The sequence below is a fragment of the Corynebacterium meridianum genome, assembly GCF_016342265.1.
GTDB classification, from domain to species: domain Bacteria; phylum Actinomycetota; class Actinomycetes; order Mycobacteriales; family Mycobacteriaceae; genus Corynebacterium; species Corynebacterium meridianum.
Genome location: NZ_JAEIOS010000011.1, coordinates 676,508 through 692,094, shown reverse-complemented (window position 1 = coordinate 692,094; position 15,587 = coordinate 676,508). Strand labels below are relative to the sequence as shown.

The window sequence follows — 15,587 nt, the reverse complement described above, 5'->3', positions numbered from 1 at the left end:
GGGGCGGATCGTTCAGTCCCAGTTGTCGGGGTTGTCGTCCACCTCCGCCGGACGGCCACCAGCCAGGGGGATGACCAGCAGACCGTCGTCGGCCAGCCGTAGTGCGGCGTCGCCGGCACCCCTGCCCTCCCGACCGGACGGGAACCAGGCGATCACCGCGCCGGAGGCACCCGCGTGTGCGGCTCTGGCCGTGGCAGCCCCCCGGCTCCGGCAGAGCTGCACCAGGGCTTCCGTGTCGGAGCCGAGTCCGAACGCGGCACAGGTGTGTTCCTGCGAATCGGTCAGCCGGGAGAGTGCCTCGGCAGTCCGACGCGACCGCAGGAGAGCCGCACAGTCGGAGGCCCGGCCGGTCTCCGCGGTGAGGAAGGTCATCCAACCGGAGGCCTCGGCGACCGGGGGCTGGGCATCCGGCCCCTTCACTTCGTGCACGGTCGCCAGCCACTCGATCACCCGCTCCTCGGAATCGGGCAGCAGCCGCAGCGACTGCACCCCGTAGGTCCGTGAGGCGAGCGCGATGAAATCGCCCCGTCGGCGGAGCTCAGGGATCCGGGACTCCCGGGAATCGGCGGCCTTTCCCGGAACCGCGACGAGAAAGGGGCGGAAGCTCCGGGGGGCCGGTGAGGGCGCGTGGGTGACCGAACCGTCGGCGTAGTCGATGACCGACAGATCCCTCTCGGTGCCGCCCCGCAGCGCCGTGGTGTGTCGGGCCCGTAGCGGCGGAGTGTCACCGAAGATGGCCGCGGACTGGGTGCAGATGTCGGCGATCCGGGTGCGCAGCGGAGCGTCGGGCTGGTGGCCGGCGAGATCCGCGAGGCCGAGCGCGAACGCCGCTTCCGCGGACGAGCGGCCCCCGAGACCGCAACGCGGGGGAATGTCCGAGACCACCGTGATGTCGAACCCGGGTGTCTCGCGGCTGATCAGCTGCCGGTGGATCATCATCCAGGCCACCCCGCCGAGCCGGTTCGCCCAGTCACCACCACCGTCTCCATCGCCTGGCGGCGGTGACGGACACGCTCCAGCGCCGGGATCGTCCTGCGCGGCCTGGTGCCGGTTCGCGTGGGCCGCTAGTTCCGTCATCGTCACCTCGCCCGTCGTGGGCACCGTCCGCCCGTCGGTACCGGTACGAAGCACCCGGACCTGCACCCGGTCATCGGGTCGGCGGGATGCCGTCACCACGATCTGCCTGCCGGAGACACCGGTCAGGACGACTCCTCCGTAGGGGTCAGTGTGTTCACCGATCACCGGGAAGGTCGCGGGCGCGGTGGCGACGAGACCGGGGTCGGTGCCGTAGGTGCTCCGGTGCTCGTCGAGCGCGGTGTTCCGGACGGCATCGTCCGCGATCGGCCACATCAGGTTGGTCAAGAAATCGGCTCCTCGGATCGGTGACGGACACCCCCACTGTAGTCGTCCGGAGGTTCACCGGACGTCGGGCACGGATGGGACGTTTCACCGTACGCGCCGACCGTTCTGCCGGTACCCTTGGACTCCATGGCACCGACGGGCATCGCCTGTCACCGGTGCGGCGGAACCACCCGGCGGTGTGCCGGTCGGTGAAGACCGTGCCGGTATCCCGCCGTACCGATGTTGAGGAGCACCCGCCCATGGACCCCGTGACCCCCGAAGACCGGAAGTGGTACTACAACCCGGAGACCGGCGAGGTGTCTGTCGGCAAGCAGGGCAGCTGGACCAACCGCATGGGCCCCTATGACACCGAGGAGGAGGCCCGGCACGCGATGGACATCGCCGAACAACGCAACCGCGAGGCGGACTCCTTCGACCGGGAGGACGACTCATGGGGTGAGGCACCGTCCTGGGAAAAGGACGCGGGCAACTGAGCCGGAGGGAAGGAGATCAGTGCTTCTTCCCGCCCTTCTTCCCTGACCTGCCCGACTTGTCCCCGGCCTTTCGGCGGGCTTTCCTGCGCTGGTTGTCCAGTTCCGAATACGCGTCGACGACGGCATCCATCGTCCTCCGGTAGCCGGCGAGAGCCTGCTCGCCGTTGGCCATCTCCCGCTGGTACAGCAACCCGTGGAGGAAAGTGTCGGCACCGCCGTCGGCACGTGCCTGCTCCGCCTTGGCCAGGAGAATATCGCGCGAGGTGACCGCGTCCTGGAAGTCCCCCAGTACGGACTGCATCCTGCTGCAAGCCTTGTACAGGTGCTTCGTCCTGAGCCCCGTAGCCGCGCCGACGGCCTCGGCCGAGTAACGCAGTTTCTTCGCGGCCTTCCGGATCCGGTGGATGTTCTCCTCCCGCTCACGCAGTGGAACGGAGCGATCATCCCACACCGACATCGCGTGATCGTGACGCGCGAGCAGTTTCCGGTACGCACGTCCGAGATGGTCCAGCAGTATCTCGGATGCGGTGTCCCCGGTGTCGCCGCTTCCCGGAGCATCGGCATCTCCGCGGAACGGCGGATCGGCGAGCAGCTTCTCCAGTTCCTCCAGCAGACGGAGGTACTCGGGGGAATTCAGGTACTCGACCACCCGGGCGTGCGCGTCGCGGTAGTCGGCGCGGACCGAGGCGACGAGAGCGGCCGTCGCTTCGGGAGCCACCACCCCCGACCCGCCGTCGGAGGTGAGATCCCGGAACCGCTCGGCGACGACCTCCGCATCGCGGGCGGCACCGAGCACCGAAGCCAGTTCCCGGAGTCCGCGTGCGGTACCCCGGTAACGGTCACCGTCCATCACTCCGTCGAAGGTCTCGAGATGACTGCGGAGTTCCCGCGTCGCGACGCGCATCTGGTGCACCGAGTCCCACTCGTCCACCCGGACCCGTGGGTCGTAGTCCAGCAGCCTGCGGTAGTTGTGCTCCAGGACCGCGAGTACACCGGCCTCCGCCGAGTCCGGGGCAAGCTCCGCCACACACGGCGGATGCGGAGCATCATCGATGGAGTCCCCCAGCGCAGCGACCAGCTTCGACGGGCTTTCGGAGGGATCCGCCCCGGCGGTACCGAACAGGTCTGTCGCGGATTCGATCAGGTCCGCTCCGGCGTCGGTGCCGGCGTAGTCGTCCGAGAGCTCTATCTCCCATTCCCGCCAGGTCGTCCTGTCCCCGTCGGGGAGCAGGGACCACGCGGTGACGTGGTCGTCACAGAACTCGGCGCACACGGCGCCCCCGGAGTCCGTCAACGTCGACTCGTGACGCTCGTTGTCCACCCGCGCGATCGGGACGAGCGGCAGATCCCGGACGATGGCCCGCACCGGATCGATGAGCGCCGCCGGAACGGTATTCGCGTCATCGTCGGACAGCTCGTGGTGGAGTTCCCTGCGCCCGCCTTCGCCCGGTAGCTTCGCGTGCCAGCCGGCATCTGTACCACCGGTCCGGCGACGCAGGGTGATCCTCGAACGGGTGAGCCGCAGATCCCCGGTGTCGTAGTAGACGGCGGACAGTTCGTGTACGGCGGTATCCGCGACCCCGTCCACGCCGGCGATCCCGGTCAGATCCGGGACCTCCGTGTCGTCGGTGACGGCGAATTTCGCTTCGACCTCAAAAAACTCACGAGTGGACATGCGTCCGTTTCTACCAGCTTTATCTCCCCTGCATAGGGGAGCAACCGGAGCGGGGGCGGCGCAGATCAGCAGCTCTCCGGCGATGCGTCCGCGAATCGGTCTGTGGCTGCGACGAGAGCCCGGGATATCTCCCGTTCCATCTGCGAGTGACCGGAGGTGGGGCAGATGGTCAGATCCGCCTCCGGCCAGGCCCGGTGCAGATCCCATGCGCTCCGCGCGGGGCACACCACGTCATAGCGCCCCTGGACGATCACCGCCGGGATGTGCCGGATCCGGTCGATGTTGGACTTCTCCAGCAGTTGGCCGTCCCGCAGAAACGCGCCGTTGAAGAAGTAGTGGTTCTCGATCCGCGCGAAGGCGAGCGCGTAGTCGTCGGGCAGGTTCCCGTCGACGTCGTCCGGGACCACCAGTGCGGAGGTCGACTTCTCCCAGGTCGTCCAGGCGCGTGCCGCCCGCAGCGCGATCGCCCGGTCCGGGTCGGACAGCAGCCGGTGATACTCCGCGATGAGATCGAGGCCCGCGACATCGCCGCCACCGTGGGCGCGCCGCACCGGCTCGAGGTAGCCCTCCCAGAGATCCGGGAACAGGTGGTCCGCCCCGCCGTTGTAGAACCAGTCCAGCTCACTGCGTCGGAGCAGGAACACGCCCCTCAGGACGAGTTCCCGGACCCGGTCCGGGTGCGCCTGGGCGTACGCCAGTGAGAGTGTCGATCCCCAGGATCCGCCGAACACCTGCCACCCGGCCACCCCGAGATGCTCACGCAGCTTCTCCATGTCCGAGATGAGGTGCGCGGTGGTGTTCTTCGCCAGGGCGCGGTCGAGGTCGACCGCCGGATCCGCGAGATGCGGTGTCGACCGCCCGCAGCCCCGCTGATCGAACATGATCACGCGGTAGCGTTCCGGATCGAAGAACCGGGAGACCGTTGGATCACTCGCCCCGCCGGGCCCGCCGTGCACGACGACCACGGGTCGTCCCTCCGGGTTGCCGTGCACCTCGTAGTGGATCAGCTGTCCGTCCCCGACGGCGAGACGTCCGGTCTCGTGTGCCTCGGTCGCCGGGTGAAATTCCGTGGGCACCGGTTGTCCTCCTCGCAGTGTTCGAGCGGTGTTCTCATGTTGCGCTCCCCCGGATCAGGATGAGATCTCGGGCGGTCGACGAGTTTACCCCTGACCCGGGGAGTCCGGACCGCTACAGTTGGATGTCATGAACAGCCAACAGGAATTCGTCCTGCGTACCGTGGAAGAGCGGGAGATCCGCTTCGTCCGGCTCTGGTTCACCGACGTCCTCGGCTACCTGAAGTCCGTCGCGGTCGCCCCCGCGGAGCTCGAGACCGCGTTCGCTGACGGCATCGGCTTCGACGGCTCCGCCATCGAGGGATTCTCCCGGGTCAGCGAGGCCGACACCATCGCCCGCCCGGACCCCTCGACGTTCCAGGTGCTCCCGTTCGACCGGGACGAGAGTTCACCCAAGCAGGCTCGGATGTTCTGCGACATCACGATGCCCGACGGCCAGCCGTCCTGGGCCGACCCGCGGCAGGTGCTGCGCCGTCAGATGACCGCCGCGGCCGACGACGGATTCGTGTGCAACATCCACCCGGAGATCGAGTTCTTCCTGGTCAAATCCCTCGACACCGACGGTCAACCACCGGTACCCACCGACAACGGCGGATATTTCGACCAGGCGGTGCACGACGACGCCCCGAACTTTCGCCGCGACGCGATCGAGGCCCTGGAGTACATGGGCATCTCCGTGGAGTTCTCCCACCACGAGACCGCCCCGGGCCAGCAGGAGATCGACCTCCGGTACGCCGATGCGCTCACGATGAGCGACAACATCATGAGCTTCCGCTACCTGATCAAGCAGGTCGCACTGCTCAACAACGTGCGCGCAACGTTCATGCCGAAACCCTTCACCGACCACGCCGGTTCCGGAATGCACACCCACATGTCCCTCTTCGAGGGCGACACCAACGCCTTCCACGACCCGGACGACCCCTACAACCTCTCGCGGACCGCACGCAGCTTCATCGCGGGCATCATCGAGCACGCCCCCGAGATCTCCGCCGTCACCAACCAGTGGGTCAACTCCTACAAGCGGATCGTCTTCGGATCCGAGGCCCCCACCTCCGCCACCTGGGGCCTGTCCAACCGGTCCGCACTGATCCGGGTCCCGAACTACCGGCCCGGCAACGTGGAATCCAGGCGTGTCGAGGTCCGCAACCTCGACTCCGGGAGCAACCCGTACCTCGCCTACTCGGTGCTTCTGGCGGCCGGGCTCAAGGGCATCCGCGAGGGCTACGAGCTCGGTGAGCCCGCGGAGGACGACATCTCCTCACTGACCCGCCGCGAACGGCGCGCCCTGGGCTACAAGGACCTGCCCACCTCACTGGATCAGGCGCTGCGGCTCATGGAGCAGTCGGAACTCGTAGCCGAGACCCTCGGGGAGCACGTCTTCGAGTTCTTCCTGCGCAACAAGTGGCGGGAATGGCACGAATACCAGGCGCAGATCACCCAGTGGGAGCTGCGCACCAACCTCGACTACTGACCCGCCGATGTCTCCGGGGGCCAGGGACAGGCCCCCAGTCAGGACCCTGACCCAGCATGAAACACGCCCGATCGACCCGCAGAACCCTGCCCACCCCGGCGGGCCTCAGCCTCAACGGCTCCGGTGCCGCGCGGGATCTCGACTGGCTCGGATGGATGAACCCGGAATCCGTCGACCTCCTCTGGGCGCTGTCCGGGGCCGGTGACCCGGATCTCGCGTTGAACTCCCTGATCCGGCTGATGGAGGCCCTCGACGCCGCCGACGGGGTACCGAAGGGGGAGATGGGGGACTCCCGCCGCGAACTCGACCGGCAACTGCGCGAGGACATCCCCCTCCGCGTGCGGCTGATCTCCCTGCTTGGCGCGTCCACGGCGCTCGGCGATCACCTCGTCGCCAATCCCGGACTCTGGCCCCTCCTCGCCAAGCCCGCCCCCGACCGTGCCGAGATGACACAGGCGATGCTCGGCTGCGTCGACGCCATCCCGGCCGTATTCGACCTCCCCGACGGCGCGGAATCCGATGACGCCGCCAACGAGTACCTCTCCGCGGCGGGCACTTACCGGGCGCGGATGACCGGCAGGGAGGCCGAGCAGGAACTGCGCCGCACCTACCGGACCCTGCTCATGCGGATCGCCGCCCACGATCTCGCCGGCACCTACCCCGAATCACCACGCCGCGTCGGACAACCCGAGGTCCCCTTCACGGTCGTCGCCGGCCTGCTCACCGACCTCGCCGACGCCGCACTGACCGCGGCACTGGCCGTCGCCGTCGGCGGGGTCTACGGCGACAAACCTCTCGACACCCGTATCTCCGTCATGGCGATGGGCAAGTGCGGCGCCCGCGAGCTGAACTACATCTCCGACGTCGACGTCATCTTCATCGCCGAACCGTCGCACAGTCGCGCGACCCGTCTCGCCGGCGAGTTCATCCGCATCGGCTGCCGTGCGTTCTTCGAGGTCGACGCGGCCCTCCGACCGGAGGGCAAGCACGGAGCACTCGTCCGCACCCTCGAATCCCACATCGCGTACTACAAGCGGTGGGCCCACACCTGGGAGTTCCAGGCACTGCTCAAGGCCCGCCCCATGACCGGCGACCGGGGACTCGGGCACGCCTACCTCGACGCACTGAACCCGATGGTGTGGGACGCCAGCCGGCGGGAGAGCTTCGTCGATGATGTCCAGGCGATGCGCCGCCGGGTGATCGACAACGTCCCGGAGAACCTCCGCGACCGCGAACTCAAACTCGGCCGGGGCGGACTCCGCGACGTCGAATTCGCCGTCCAACTGCTGCAGATGGTGCACGGCAGGTCCGACGAGACACTGCGGGTCACATCCACCGTCGACGCGCTCGGCGCCCTCATCGAGGCCGGCTACATCGGCCGCGAGGACGGACAGAACCTGATCGGCGCGTACGAATTCATGCGGCTGCTCGAACACCGGCTCCAGCTGCAGCGTGTCCGCCGCACGCACACCATGCCCGAACCCGACGACGAGGCCGCGCTGCGTTGGCTCGCGCGAACCTCCGGGATCCGTGGATCCGGGCACACATCCCTCCCGGTCGCCATGCTCGAGGAACACCGCCGGGTCGTCCGCCAGATCTCGTCGCTGCACGCCAAACTGTTCTACCGGCCGCTTCTCAACTCCGTGGTCAATCTGCCCGTCGAGACGCTCCGGCTCTCCGCGGAATCTGCGAAGCTCCAGCTCGCCGCCCTCCGCTACCAGTTCCCCGACCGTGCCTACGAGCACCTGCAGGCACTGGCGTCCGGGGGTTCACGCCGGGCGAAGATCCAGGCGATGCTCCTGCCCACCCTCATGGAGTGGCTGTCCACCACCGCCGATCCGGACGCAGGCCTGCTCAACTACAGGAAGCTGTCCGAGGCCGTCACCGACCGGCAGTGGTTCCTGCGCATGCTGCGGGACGAGGGCATTGTCGGCCAGCGCCTGATGAAGATTCTCGGGAACTCGCCCTACGTATCCGACCTGATCCTATCCACCCCGGACACCGTAAAACGCCTGGGCGACGGGGCGAACGGGCCGAAACTCCTGGACACCAACCCGGACACGGTATCCAGGTCGCTCGTCAGCGCCGCCTGCAGGCACTCCAATCCCGACAAGGCCATCGCGACCGCCCGCTCGCTCCGTCGGGCAGAACTCGCCAGGGTGGCCGCCGCAGATCTGCTGGGAATGATGGACGTCAAGGAGGTCTGTCGGAGCCTGTCGCTCGTCTGGGACGCTGTTCTGGAGGCTGCCCTGCAGGTGGAGATAGCCGCCGCGCCCGAAGCGGATTCCGACGAGGGGCCACCCGCCCGGATCGCCGTCATCGGAATGGGGCGGCTCGGTGGCTCCGAACTCGGCTACGGTTCCGACGCGGACGTGATGTTCGTGTGCGAACCGACCGAGGGAGTCAACGACTCCGATGCCGTGAAATGGGCCGTCGGGATCTGTGACCGCCTTCGGCGACGCCTGTCCAAACCGAGCGACGATCCACCACTGGAGGTCGACCTGGGTCTCCGGCCGGAAGGACGCTCGGGGGCGATCGTCCGCACCGTGGACTCCTACGACAAGTACTACGGGAAATGGGGGGAGACGTGGGAGATCCAGGCACTGCTCCGGGCGACCGCCATCGCCGGTGACCCGGAGGTAGGGGAGCGGTTCCTCACCACCATCGACAAGTTCCGCTATCCCCCGGAGGGCATCAGTACCGATACGGTCCGCGAGGTCCGACGGATGAAGGCCCGGGTGGACAACGAACGGCTCCCCCGCGGAGCTGACCGGAACACACACACCAAACTCGGACGCGGTGCCCTCACCGACATCGAGTGGACCGTCCAGCTGCTCACCATGCTGCACGCACACCAGATCCCGGAGCTGCACAACACCTCGACACTCGAGGTACTCGACGTCATCGAGAACCACGACATCCTCGAGGCCGGCAAGGTCGAAAGGCTCCGGACCGCGTGGCTGACCGCCACCCGCGCCCGCAACGCGCTGGTCCTGGTCCGCGGAAAACGGACCGACCAGCTCCCACCGGCCGGGCCACAACTGGCGCAGGTCGCCGGTGCAGCAGGCTGGGAACCGAGCCGGTACCAGGAGTTTCTCGAGTACTACCTGAAGGTCACCCGTCGGGCCCGGCAGGTCGTCGACGAGGTGTTCTGGGGTGACCCCACCTTCGAACCGTAGAATCCCGGTCGGACACGGATTCCCGCAACCGGGACACCGTGATCGCAGGCCCGGGCGGGGCCGATCACCGTCGACCGCCCGCCCTCAGCGAGGTGGCGGAGGGGTGTGAGCCGGGGAGGAGCTCCCCCGGGGTCACCGAACGATGCGTCATCCCGAACGAACCGGACCGCTTATCCGGTCGCGGTCGTGAGGGGGGCATGATCAATCCCGCGAACACCGCCCCGATCCCGATCCGCCCGGGGCCCAGCCACGGATGGCGGGGCCGGGGACACAGATCCGGACGTACGGCGGATACACGGACGACGCTGGTGCAGATTTCGCCACGTGATCCCGGATCCCTGTCCCCGGAATCAACGGAGGGAGGCTGCAGCTCCGTCATTCCAGCGGACGGGGATCCGGGCCCGGGGACACGCGCCGTCCGGACACTGACGTCGACGACTCCGACCACTGGAAACACCGGCGCGTCCTCGCCCCGCCCGCCCGTCGCACGGCTGAAAAACCCGACCGGCCGTTCCCGTCAATGGGAGATGAAGCCGCAGGAAACCCACGGACGTGAACGCCATGTCCCCGGTGCAGCGGTCACGGAACCGAACAGCGGTGACCGGGGATCGTCTCCGGGGCACAGCCGGCGGTTCCATCACGATTGCCGTGGCGGGCGAGGGAGAGGGGAGGTGAACTGATGTCCCGGAGCGGGGACGACACACAGCAGAATCCAGTCACGAGCGCCATTCACGTCGATGGTGGAGCCGCACCGGATTCTCAGGGGCGTCAACAGTGGGGGAGGGGGACCTGGAGAGCCGACAGGATTCCCGGAGACGGATCATCCGGCCCGGAATCTCCGTGGCTCATCCTCCGTCGTCCCCGGATGCGGAACCGACACCGACGTCTGCGGGACATGGACGGGTGCGACCGTCGGTGGGTACCTTCGCGGATCCGGGACACCTGGGAGCATAGTCATCCCGGGTGTCCCGGAGGTGGATGCGGGGGTACGTACGGGGCGCCGGTTTCCGGGAAAGCGGTGGGTGAACGCGCGAAAGCCCCGTCTCAGTGATGAGACGGGGCCGGCGAAGGGGAAGTGGGGCCCGGGGCATGAATCCCGTACGGGCTACGCCCTAGCGGTGTCCCGGACGTACATCCGGCGTGCTATCCAGATGGCGGGCATCAGCGCGACGAGGAGGATCGCCGCGGCGAAGACCGGCATATCGGGGGTGGGGCCCGACGGAGGATTCGTGAATACCGCGCTGACACCGCCCAGCATGTTGAACACGGCGTGAATCAGGATCACCGTCACCAGATCACGGGTGAAGTGGTAGATGACACCGAGCAGCATCCCGATGGCGAACGCGTAGAGAACCTGGGTGGTCGTGGTCACCACGAGATGCGGATCGGTGATGAGACGTACGAAGTGCATCACGGCGAAAATCGCCGATGACGCGGTGATCGACCACCATGTCCGACGACGGTCGGTCCCGAAGGCGTCGACGAGGGTGTTCTGGATCAGACCCCGGCACAGGAGTTCCTCCCAGAGACCGGTCATGAGGCAACCCAGCACGAAGAACAGCACCGGCCCCACCGATGGCGCCGTGAGTCCTCCGGAGGGAGGGAAGATGAAGAACACGGAACTGAGGATCACACCGGCGAACAACAGGTATCCGCCACGTCGGATGTTCGCGAAGCGGAAGGTGGCGTCCCGGAGCACGGAGACCCGACCGAGGATGACATACAGCAGGCCGGTGACGATGAGCGGAATGACATAGGTGGCCACCGCATTCGGTGAGGCGGGCTGTTTGCTCCCGACCAGAAGGGCAGACACCCAGAGGCTCGCAAGGCCTACCGCCGCGATGAGGACGGCCAGTGGTGCCGCCCAGCGGTGCTGCCAGTGAGTTTGACGCAACATTGTTCCTTTCTCTTGAATGGCACCGGTTTGGTACCGCAGAGAATGCTAGCCGGGCATGACTGACGGAATCGTGTCACCGGCGGTTCTACCCGACAGCTCGCCGTGAACTCACAGGGTTCGCACAGGCGGTGTCGAGAGGTCGTCCGTCGGCGTACCGCCGAGAGAGGGGGGCGGACGCGCACGTTGGGGCCAGTGCCCACCGGTGGAAGGGTCGAGGACCTCCGTCGGTGGAGATATCCCGAGGTAGAGGGCGCGTAGGGGTAGGACGGTCGATACAACATCAACATTTCGGACTATAGATCGGTCAGGGTGCCCTTAGTTACAGTTGAGTCACCGAACGGAGCACGGTACGGCGCACGTGAACCGCAGAAGAGACACAGTCGGAGTGCACGACGCTCCACAATCGAGAAGGCGAACGACATGACCACAGCAATCCAGTCACGGCAGGAATCAGACTTCCTCCCGCTCTCCGAGGCCCTCAAGTCATCCACCGCGGATGCGCACAAGTCAGCGGAGTACTCCACCTTCACGCAGGATCTGATGGCGGGCAAGCTCACGGTCGCGGACTTCATCGCCCTGCAGGAGCAGTCCTGGTTGTTCTACCGGGCACTCGAGAACGCCGCGCGAGTCGTCGCCGATGACCCCATCGCCGCCGCGATCGTGGATCCGGCGCTCGAGCGTGTTCCCTCCATCGAGGCCGACCTCGATGCACTCCACGGCAACACCGAATGGCGCGGGACCGTGACGCCGTTACCCGCCACCGCGGCATATGTCGCCAGGCTCAACGAGATCGCGGACACCGCGGACGCTCCCGGGCTGATCGCGCACCACTATGTCCGCTACCTCGGGGACCTCTCCGGGGGGCAGGTCATCGCCCGCATGATGCAGCGCCACTACGGTCTCGGGCCCGAGGTACTCTCCTTCTACCGCTTCGCCGAGATCCCGAAGATCAAGCCGTACAAGGACAGCTACCGTGCGGCGCTCGATTCCCTACCTCTCGAGGCGAGCGACCGCGAGCGTCTGCTCGATGAGGCGTGCGCGGCGTTCCTGTTCAACTTCAACCTCTTCGCCGACCTCGGGCGCACCACCCGGTAAACAGATCTGAGCAGGTAGTTCAGCTCTTCATCACCCTGCATGACCCCGGCCCGTCACCGGTCCCGAATCCGCATTGATCCCGCGCCAGCCCCGCGGCAGTCTCAGCGGCACCGGGGCACCGCACGCCGGCACACGGGAGTGGATATCCAGAGTCACCGAAGTGGTTGCATGCCCCAACCGCTTCGCCATGGTGGACACGGGGACGCCAGCCTGCAGCGGTTTCACCGCGCGGAAGCGCCGGAAGGTGTGGGATGTGCCCCCGCCGGCGGAACTCCGCCCCTCGACCCCGTGAACGTGCACCGACGCGTGTTAGGCCGCGTCGCCTGCACCATGCCCCCGAAAGATCCGCGACGCTCACCCGCCGCATAATCAACCGGTCAACGCGGCAGCCCCGCGTTGACTGAAACAGTCCCGGCCGGCATCCCCGTGTGAGTCTCGGGATCAACTGCCATGGCGCCCGGGATACTGGGGGCGCCGGTCGTACGGCCCGCGGCACCTTGATCGGCTTTCGGCACCTTGATCGGCTTTCGGACCTGAGCAGCCATCGGCAGGCCCGCCACATCGACTCCGCCGCACGCGGGATAGTGGCTCTTCCGGTTTTGGGGTGCGGTGATCCGGTTGTGGAGTCGCCCGGAGTGAACGAATTAGCGCAGGATGTCGTTGGGGTTACGGAAAGCCCGGGGTGCTGCCCCGGAGGTGTGCGTTGATCGCTTCGACGGGGGATGTTGCCTGTGCCGGTATCGGAAAGACCCAGATCTCGCCGCGTCGTGTCCACGGTGATCGTACGAGTTGGGCGGATACGGCCAGGAGCCACGGGTGCACCCCGGATGGATCGAGCGAAGCACCTTGTCCTTGGCGATCCTGCCGTCCCGGTGCCGGGGACCGGTGTAGGTGTCGATGAGCCGCCGGTCGACGCGGTGGACCACCTGCAACCCCGAGGTGGGGGTAACGGGCGTTCAAGGCAGTGTCGGGGCGGGTTTATCGCCACCCGGTGCACACTTCGGTGTGGGTCAGGATCGTGCGTCGGATCCCGTACAACAGATCCCCGGTGCGGCCGGGTGCCCGCAGGTGTCGTGCTGGATTGGTTGACGGCACAGCGTCAGTTTCCCGGCGGCGAGGTCCACGACGTGGAACCGGTTCATCACCGCGGGTGCGGCAGGCACTGCCGTGGCGGCCGCGGTGTGGTGGCCGGCGGAACCGTCCATGTCCATTATCTTGATCCGGTCCCGGAACTTCCGGTCACGGGTACCCGACCAGCCGGTCGGGACCTTCGCACCGGGGCCCTTGGATCATGTCCGGCAGCCGGGTCGACCCGCTGCCCGTCGACCACCGGTGGGGAGGTCCTCCGAGACGGTGACGAACGCGCCGCTGTCATCCTCGCGAACGTGTTTTCCACTTGTGCGTGCACCCGCACCTCTCCGCCGTCGTAGACCTGGGCCCAACCCACGCCGGGTGCTGCGACGATCGCGGAAAACTCTGGCGTGGTCGACCTCTGAACCGCTGCAGGATCCACTTCGTGCGCCGGCGGGTGGTCGAGGTCCTCGGTTCGGCCGGAGGCGGGAAGTGCTGTCGGATGATCCTCGTGCCGCAGTTGTGGTTGCCGCAGGTGTACCGGGTGACCGCGCGTGCGGACTGGTGGGTTGCCCGACAATCGGCGAATCGGTGAGCGTGCGCTGGAGGTGATCACGCGACCGGCCCGCGACCTTGTGCTCCGGGTATGCCGGGTCGACGGTGACCGGGGCGCAGAAACGGGTGCGTCCGGTCGTCGGCGGCCGCGGCATCGGTGATCATCGCCCCGGAACTCCGCGGTACGGTACATGGCGTCAGCGGCAGACCGGCGGTGGCGTTCAGGGTGGGGGCCCGGAGGTGTGTAGATACGGGCGTGGACAACCTCGATCTTCACACCAGAGGACCGCCTACCTCATCCCGGTCACCACGGTCCTTCCGCCCATGCCGCACTCTCAAAACCGAAAGAGCCGGTAGCATCCTGCTTGGGGCAGTTGTATAAGTTCTTTTTGCTTATGTGTCAGTAACCAGGTTGTCTCTCGAATAGAGAAGAGTGGGGTTATGCACCAGAAGACGGTTCCGTTTACCAATGTGATCTGAATCGTGGGCGCGTTGATCGCGTCACGGATCTGACACAGCACCACTGAATGTGTGATAGCCGTTGTTGCGGCATCCATCTGTGTCGCTTTTGTGGTGGCAGCCACCATCGTTTTCCTCGGAGGGGCACCGGGACTATCGGAAGATGGTCCCCACGAAAACTGATGGAGCTTTGGGGGATCTTCCGGATTGAGAGTGCGTCATGGGACGAGTGGGCAGCATCAGCGCCATCCCGTCCTCAGGTTCCGGGGGCGCCCGATTGTGCGAGAAGCCCGGCCGCCTGCTCGATGTGGCCGAGGAGCCGGACAGCGGTGGGCCGGTTGCCGGACCCCGGGTCTTCAAAACTCGTCGACTCGATCGGGGAAAAAGAGAATACGGGCAGTGGACATGCGCCGCCGGAAATCAGACCATCGTCCGGAAGGCGAACAAGCCCTGACGGGGATGCGTCCGTATCAGGGACAATTGCAGACCACTGAATCAACGCGCAGGCAGCACAAATGAGATTCGGCAGAAAACCCCCAGAAAGGAGGCGTCGAGAGAGCCTCTGGGGGACAGCGCACCATCAGTGGCAGGTTTATTCTCTACGGCGTCTCAGCCAGATGTGGACAGCGGCGACCAGCCGCACTATCGCGGCGAAAATGCCGGCTCCGACCGCCCGGTCCGGGCTGTCGGTGAGGTGCCCCAAGCAACAGGGTGCAGGGGACTGCGATAACGATCCACAACAGCCGCTCAAGAAATATGTATATCTCGCCCCACACTATCGCCGATGGGTCTGCTGCATGAACAGGTGACATTTGAGGTGGCCAGCTCGACAGGGCTGGCTGGAAGGATGTCAGTATGCCCAATCCCTGCCCGAGACAGTTCCGCGAGGACGTGGTCCGGGTCGCCCGCAACCGCGAATACGGCGTGAGCCCGGAGCAGGTCGCCGGGACCTGGGAATCCACCCGATGATGTTGAACAAGTGGCTGTTCCGGGACCTCACCGGCACCGGCGAACAGGCCGGGGTGAGCACCACCGGGTCGGTCGTGGCACGAGAGCTTCGATGCCGCAATCGCCTGCTGCAACAGGAGGTCCAGGTGCTACGACGCGCCGCTGCGTACCTGTCTCGGGCCAACTCGCCCGGAAAAGGCTCTACCCGCTCGTGGGCGAGCTCGCCGCTGACAGGATTCCCGTGGTGGTGACGTATCGGGTATTGAGGATCGCCCGCCATCCCGACTACCGGTGGGGCGCCTATGACGGTTGGCCCCTGTCGAGTTCGA

9 protein-coding genes are annotated in these 15,587 nt (G+C 66.7%); 4 read left to right on the top strand and 5 right to left on the bottom strand.

What is annotated here, in order from left to right; genetic code table 11:
* Positions 1-12 precede the first annotated feature (12 nt).
* The gene (locus JDV75_RS06240) at positions 13-1,362 is read right to left on the bottom strand and encodes a galactokinase family protein (protein WP_198738351.1); all 1,350 of its coding nucleotides are present in this window, start codon (positions 1,360-1,362) and stop codon (positions 13-15) included.
* Positions 1,363-1,601: 239 nt separating this feature from the next.
* Here JDV75_RS06240 and JDV75_RS06235 point away from each other — a divergent pair, with 239 nt between their 5' ends.
* Positions 1,602-1,835 carry a hypothetical protein gene (locus JDV75_RS06235; RefSeq protein ID WP_198738350.1) on the top strand — a complete coding sequence of 78 codons (234 nt, stop codon included), beginning with the start codon at positions 1,602-1,604 and terminating at the stop codon, positions 1,833-1,835.
* A gap of 16 nt (positions 1,836-1,851) precedes the next feature.
* On the opposite strand, the gene JDV75_RS06230 is transcribed toward JDV75_RS06235, so the two are convergent.
* Positions 1,852-3,510: a CYTH and CHAD domain-containing protein gene (locus JDV75_RS06230; RefSeq protein WP_198738349.1), complete on the bottom strand. Its 1,659-nt coding sequence runs from the start codon at positions 3,508-3,510 to the stop codon at positions 1,852-1,854.
* A gap of 65 nt (positions 3,511-3,575) precedes the next feature.
* Positions 3,576-4,586, bottom strand: coding sequence for a prolyl aminopeptidase (gene pip / locus JDV75_RS06225; protein WP_198738348.1), 1,011 nt, complete (start codon positions 4,584-4,586; stop codon positions 3,576-3,578).
* Positions 4,587-4,713: 127 nt separating this feature from the next.
* Between pip and JDV75_RS06220 the strand changes: the two genes are divergently transcribed.
* Together JDV75_RS06220 and JDV75_RS06215 are read left to right on the top strand one after the other, a co-directional pair.
* Positions 4,714-6,054 (top strand): glutamine synthetase family protein, encoded by a 1,341-nt coding sequence (locus tag JDV75_RS06220; RefSeq protein ID WP_198738347.1) that lies wholly within the window; start codon positions 4,714-4,716, stop codon positions 6,052-6,054.
* A 56-nt stretch (positions 6,055-6,110) separates the two neighbouring features.
* Positions 6,111-9,233, top strand: coding sequence for a bifunctional [glutamine synthetase] adenylyltransferase/[glutamine synthetase]-adenylyl-L-tyrosine phosphorylase (locus tag JDV75_RS06215; RefSeq protein ID WP_198738346.1), 3,123 nt, complete (start codon positions 6,111-6,113; stop codon positions 9,231-9,233).
* 1,105 nt (positions 9,234-10,338) lie between these two features.
* Here the strand turns inward: JDV75_RS06215 and JDV75_RS06210 are convergent.
* On the bottom strand, positions 10,339-11,130 hold the full coding sequence (locus JDV75_RS06210) for a CPBP family intramembrane glutamic endopeptidase (RefSeq protein ID WP_198738345.1): 792 nt from the start codon (positions 11,128-11,130) through the stop codon (positions 10,339-10,341).
* A 420-nt stretch (positions 11,131-11,550) separates the two neighbouring features.
* On the opposite strand from JDV75_RS06210, the gene JDV75_RS06205 reads away from it, so the two are divergent.
* Complete coding sequence (locus JDV75_RS06205) at positions 11,551-12,225, top strand: biliverdin-producing heme oxygenase (RefSeq protein WP_198738344.1); 675 nt, start codon at positions 11,551-11,553, stop codon at positions 12,223-12,225.
* Positions 12,226-13,235: 1,010 nt separating this feature from the next.
* On the opposite strand, the gene JDV75_RS12320 is transcribed toward JDV75_RS06205, so the two are convergent.
* The gene (locus tag JDV75_RS12320; RefSeq protein WP_418884383.1) at positions 13,236-13,430 is read right to left on the bottom strand and encodes a transposase; all 195 of its coding nucleotides are present in this window, start codon (positions 13,428-13,430) and stop codon (positions 13,236-13,238) included.
* Positions 13,431-15,587: the final 2,157 nt, after the last annotated feature.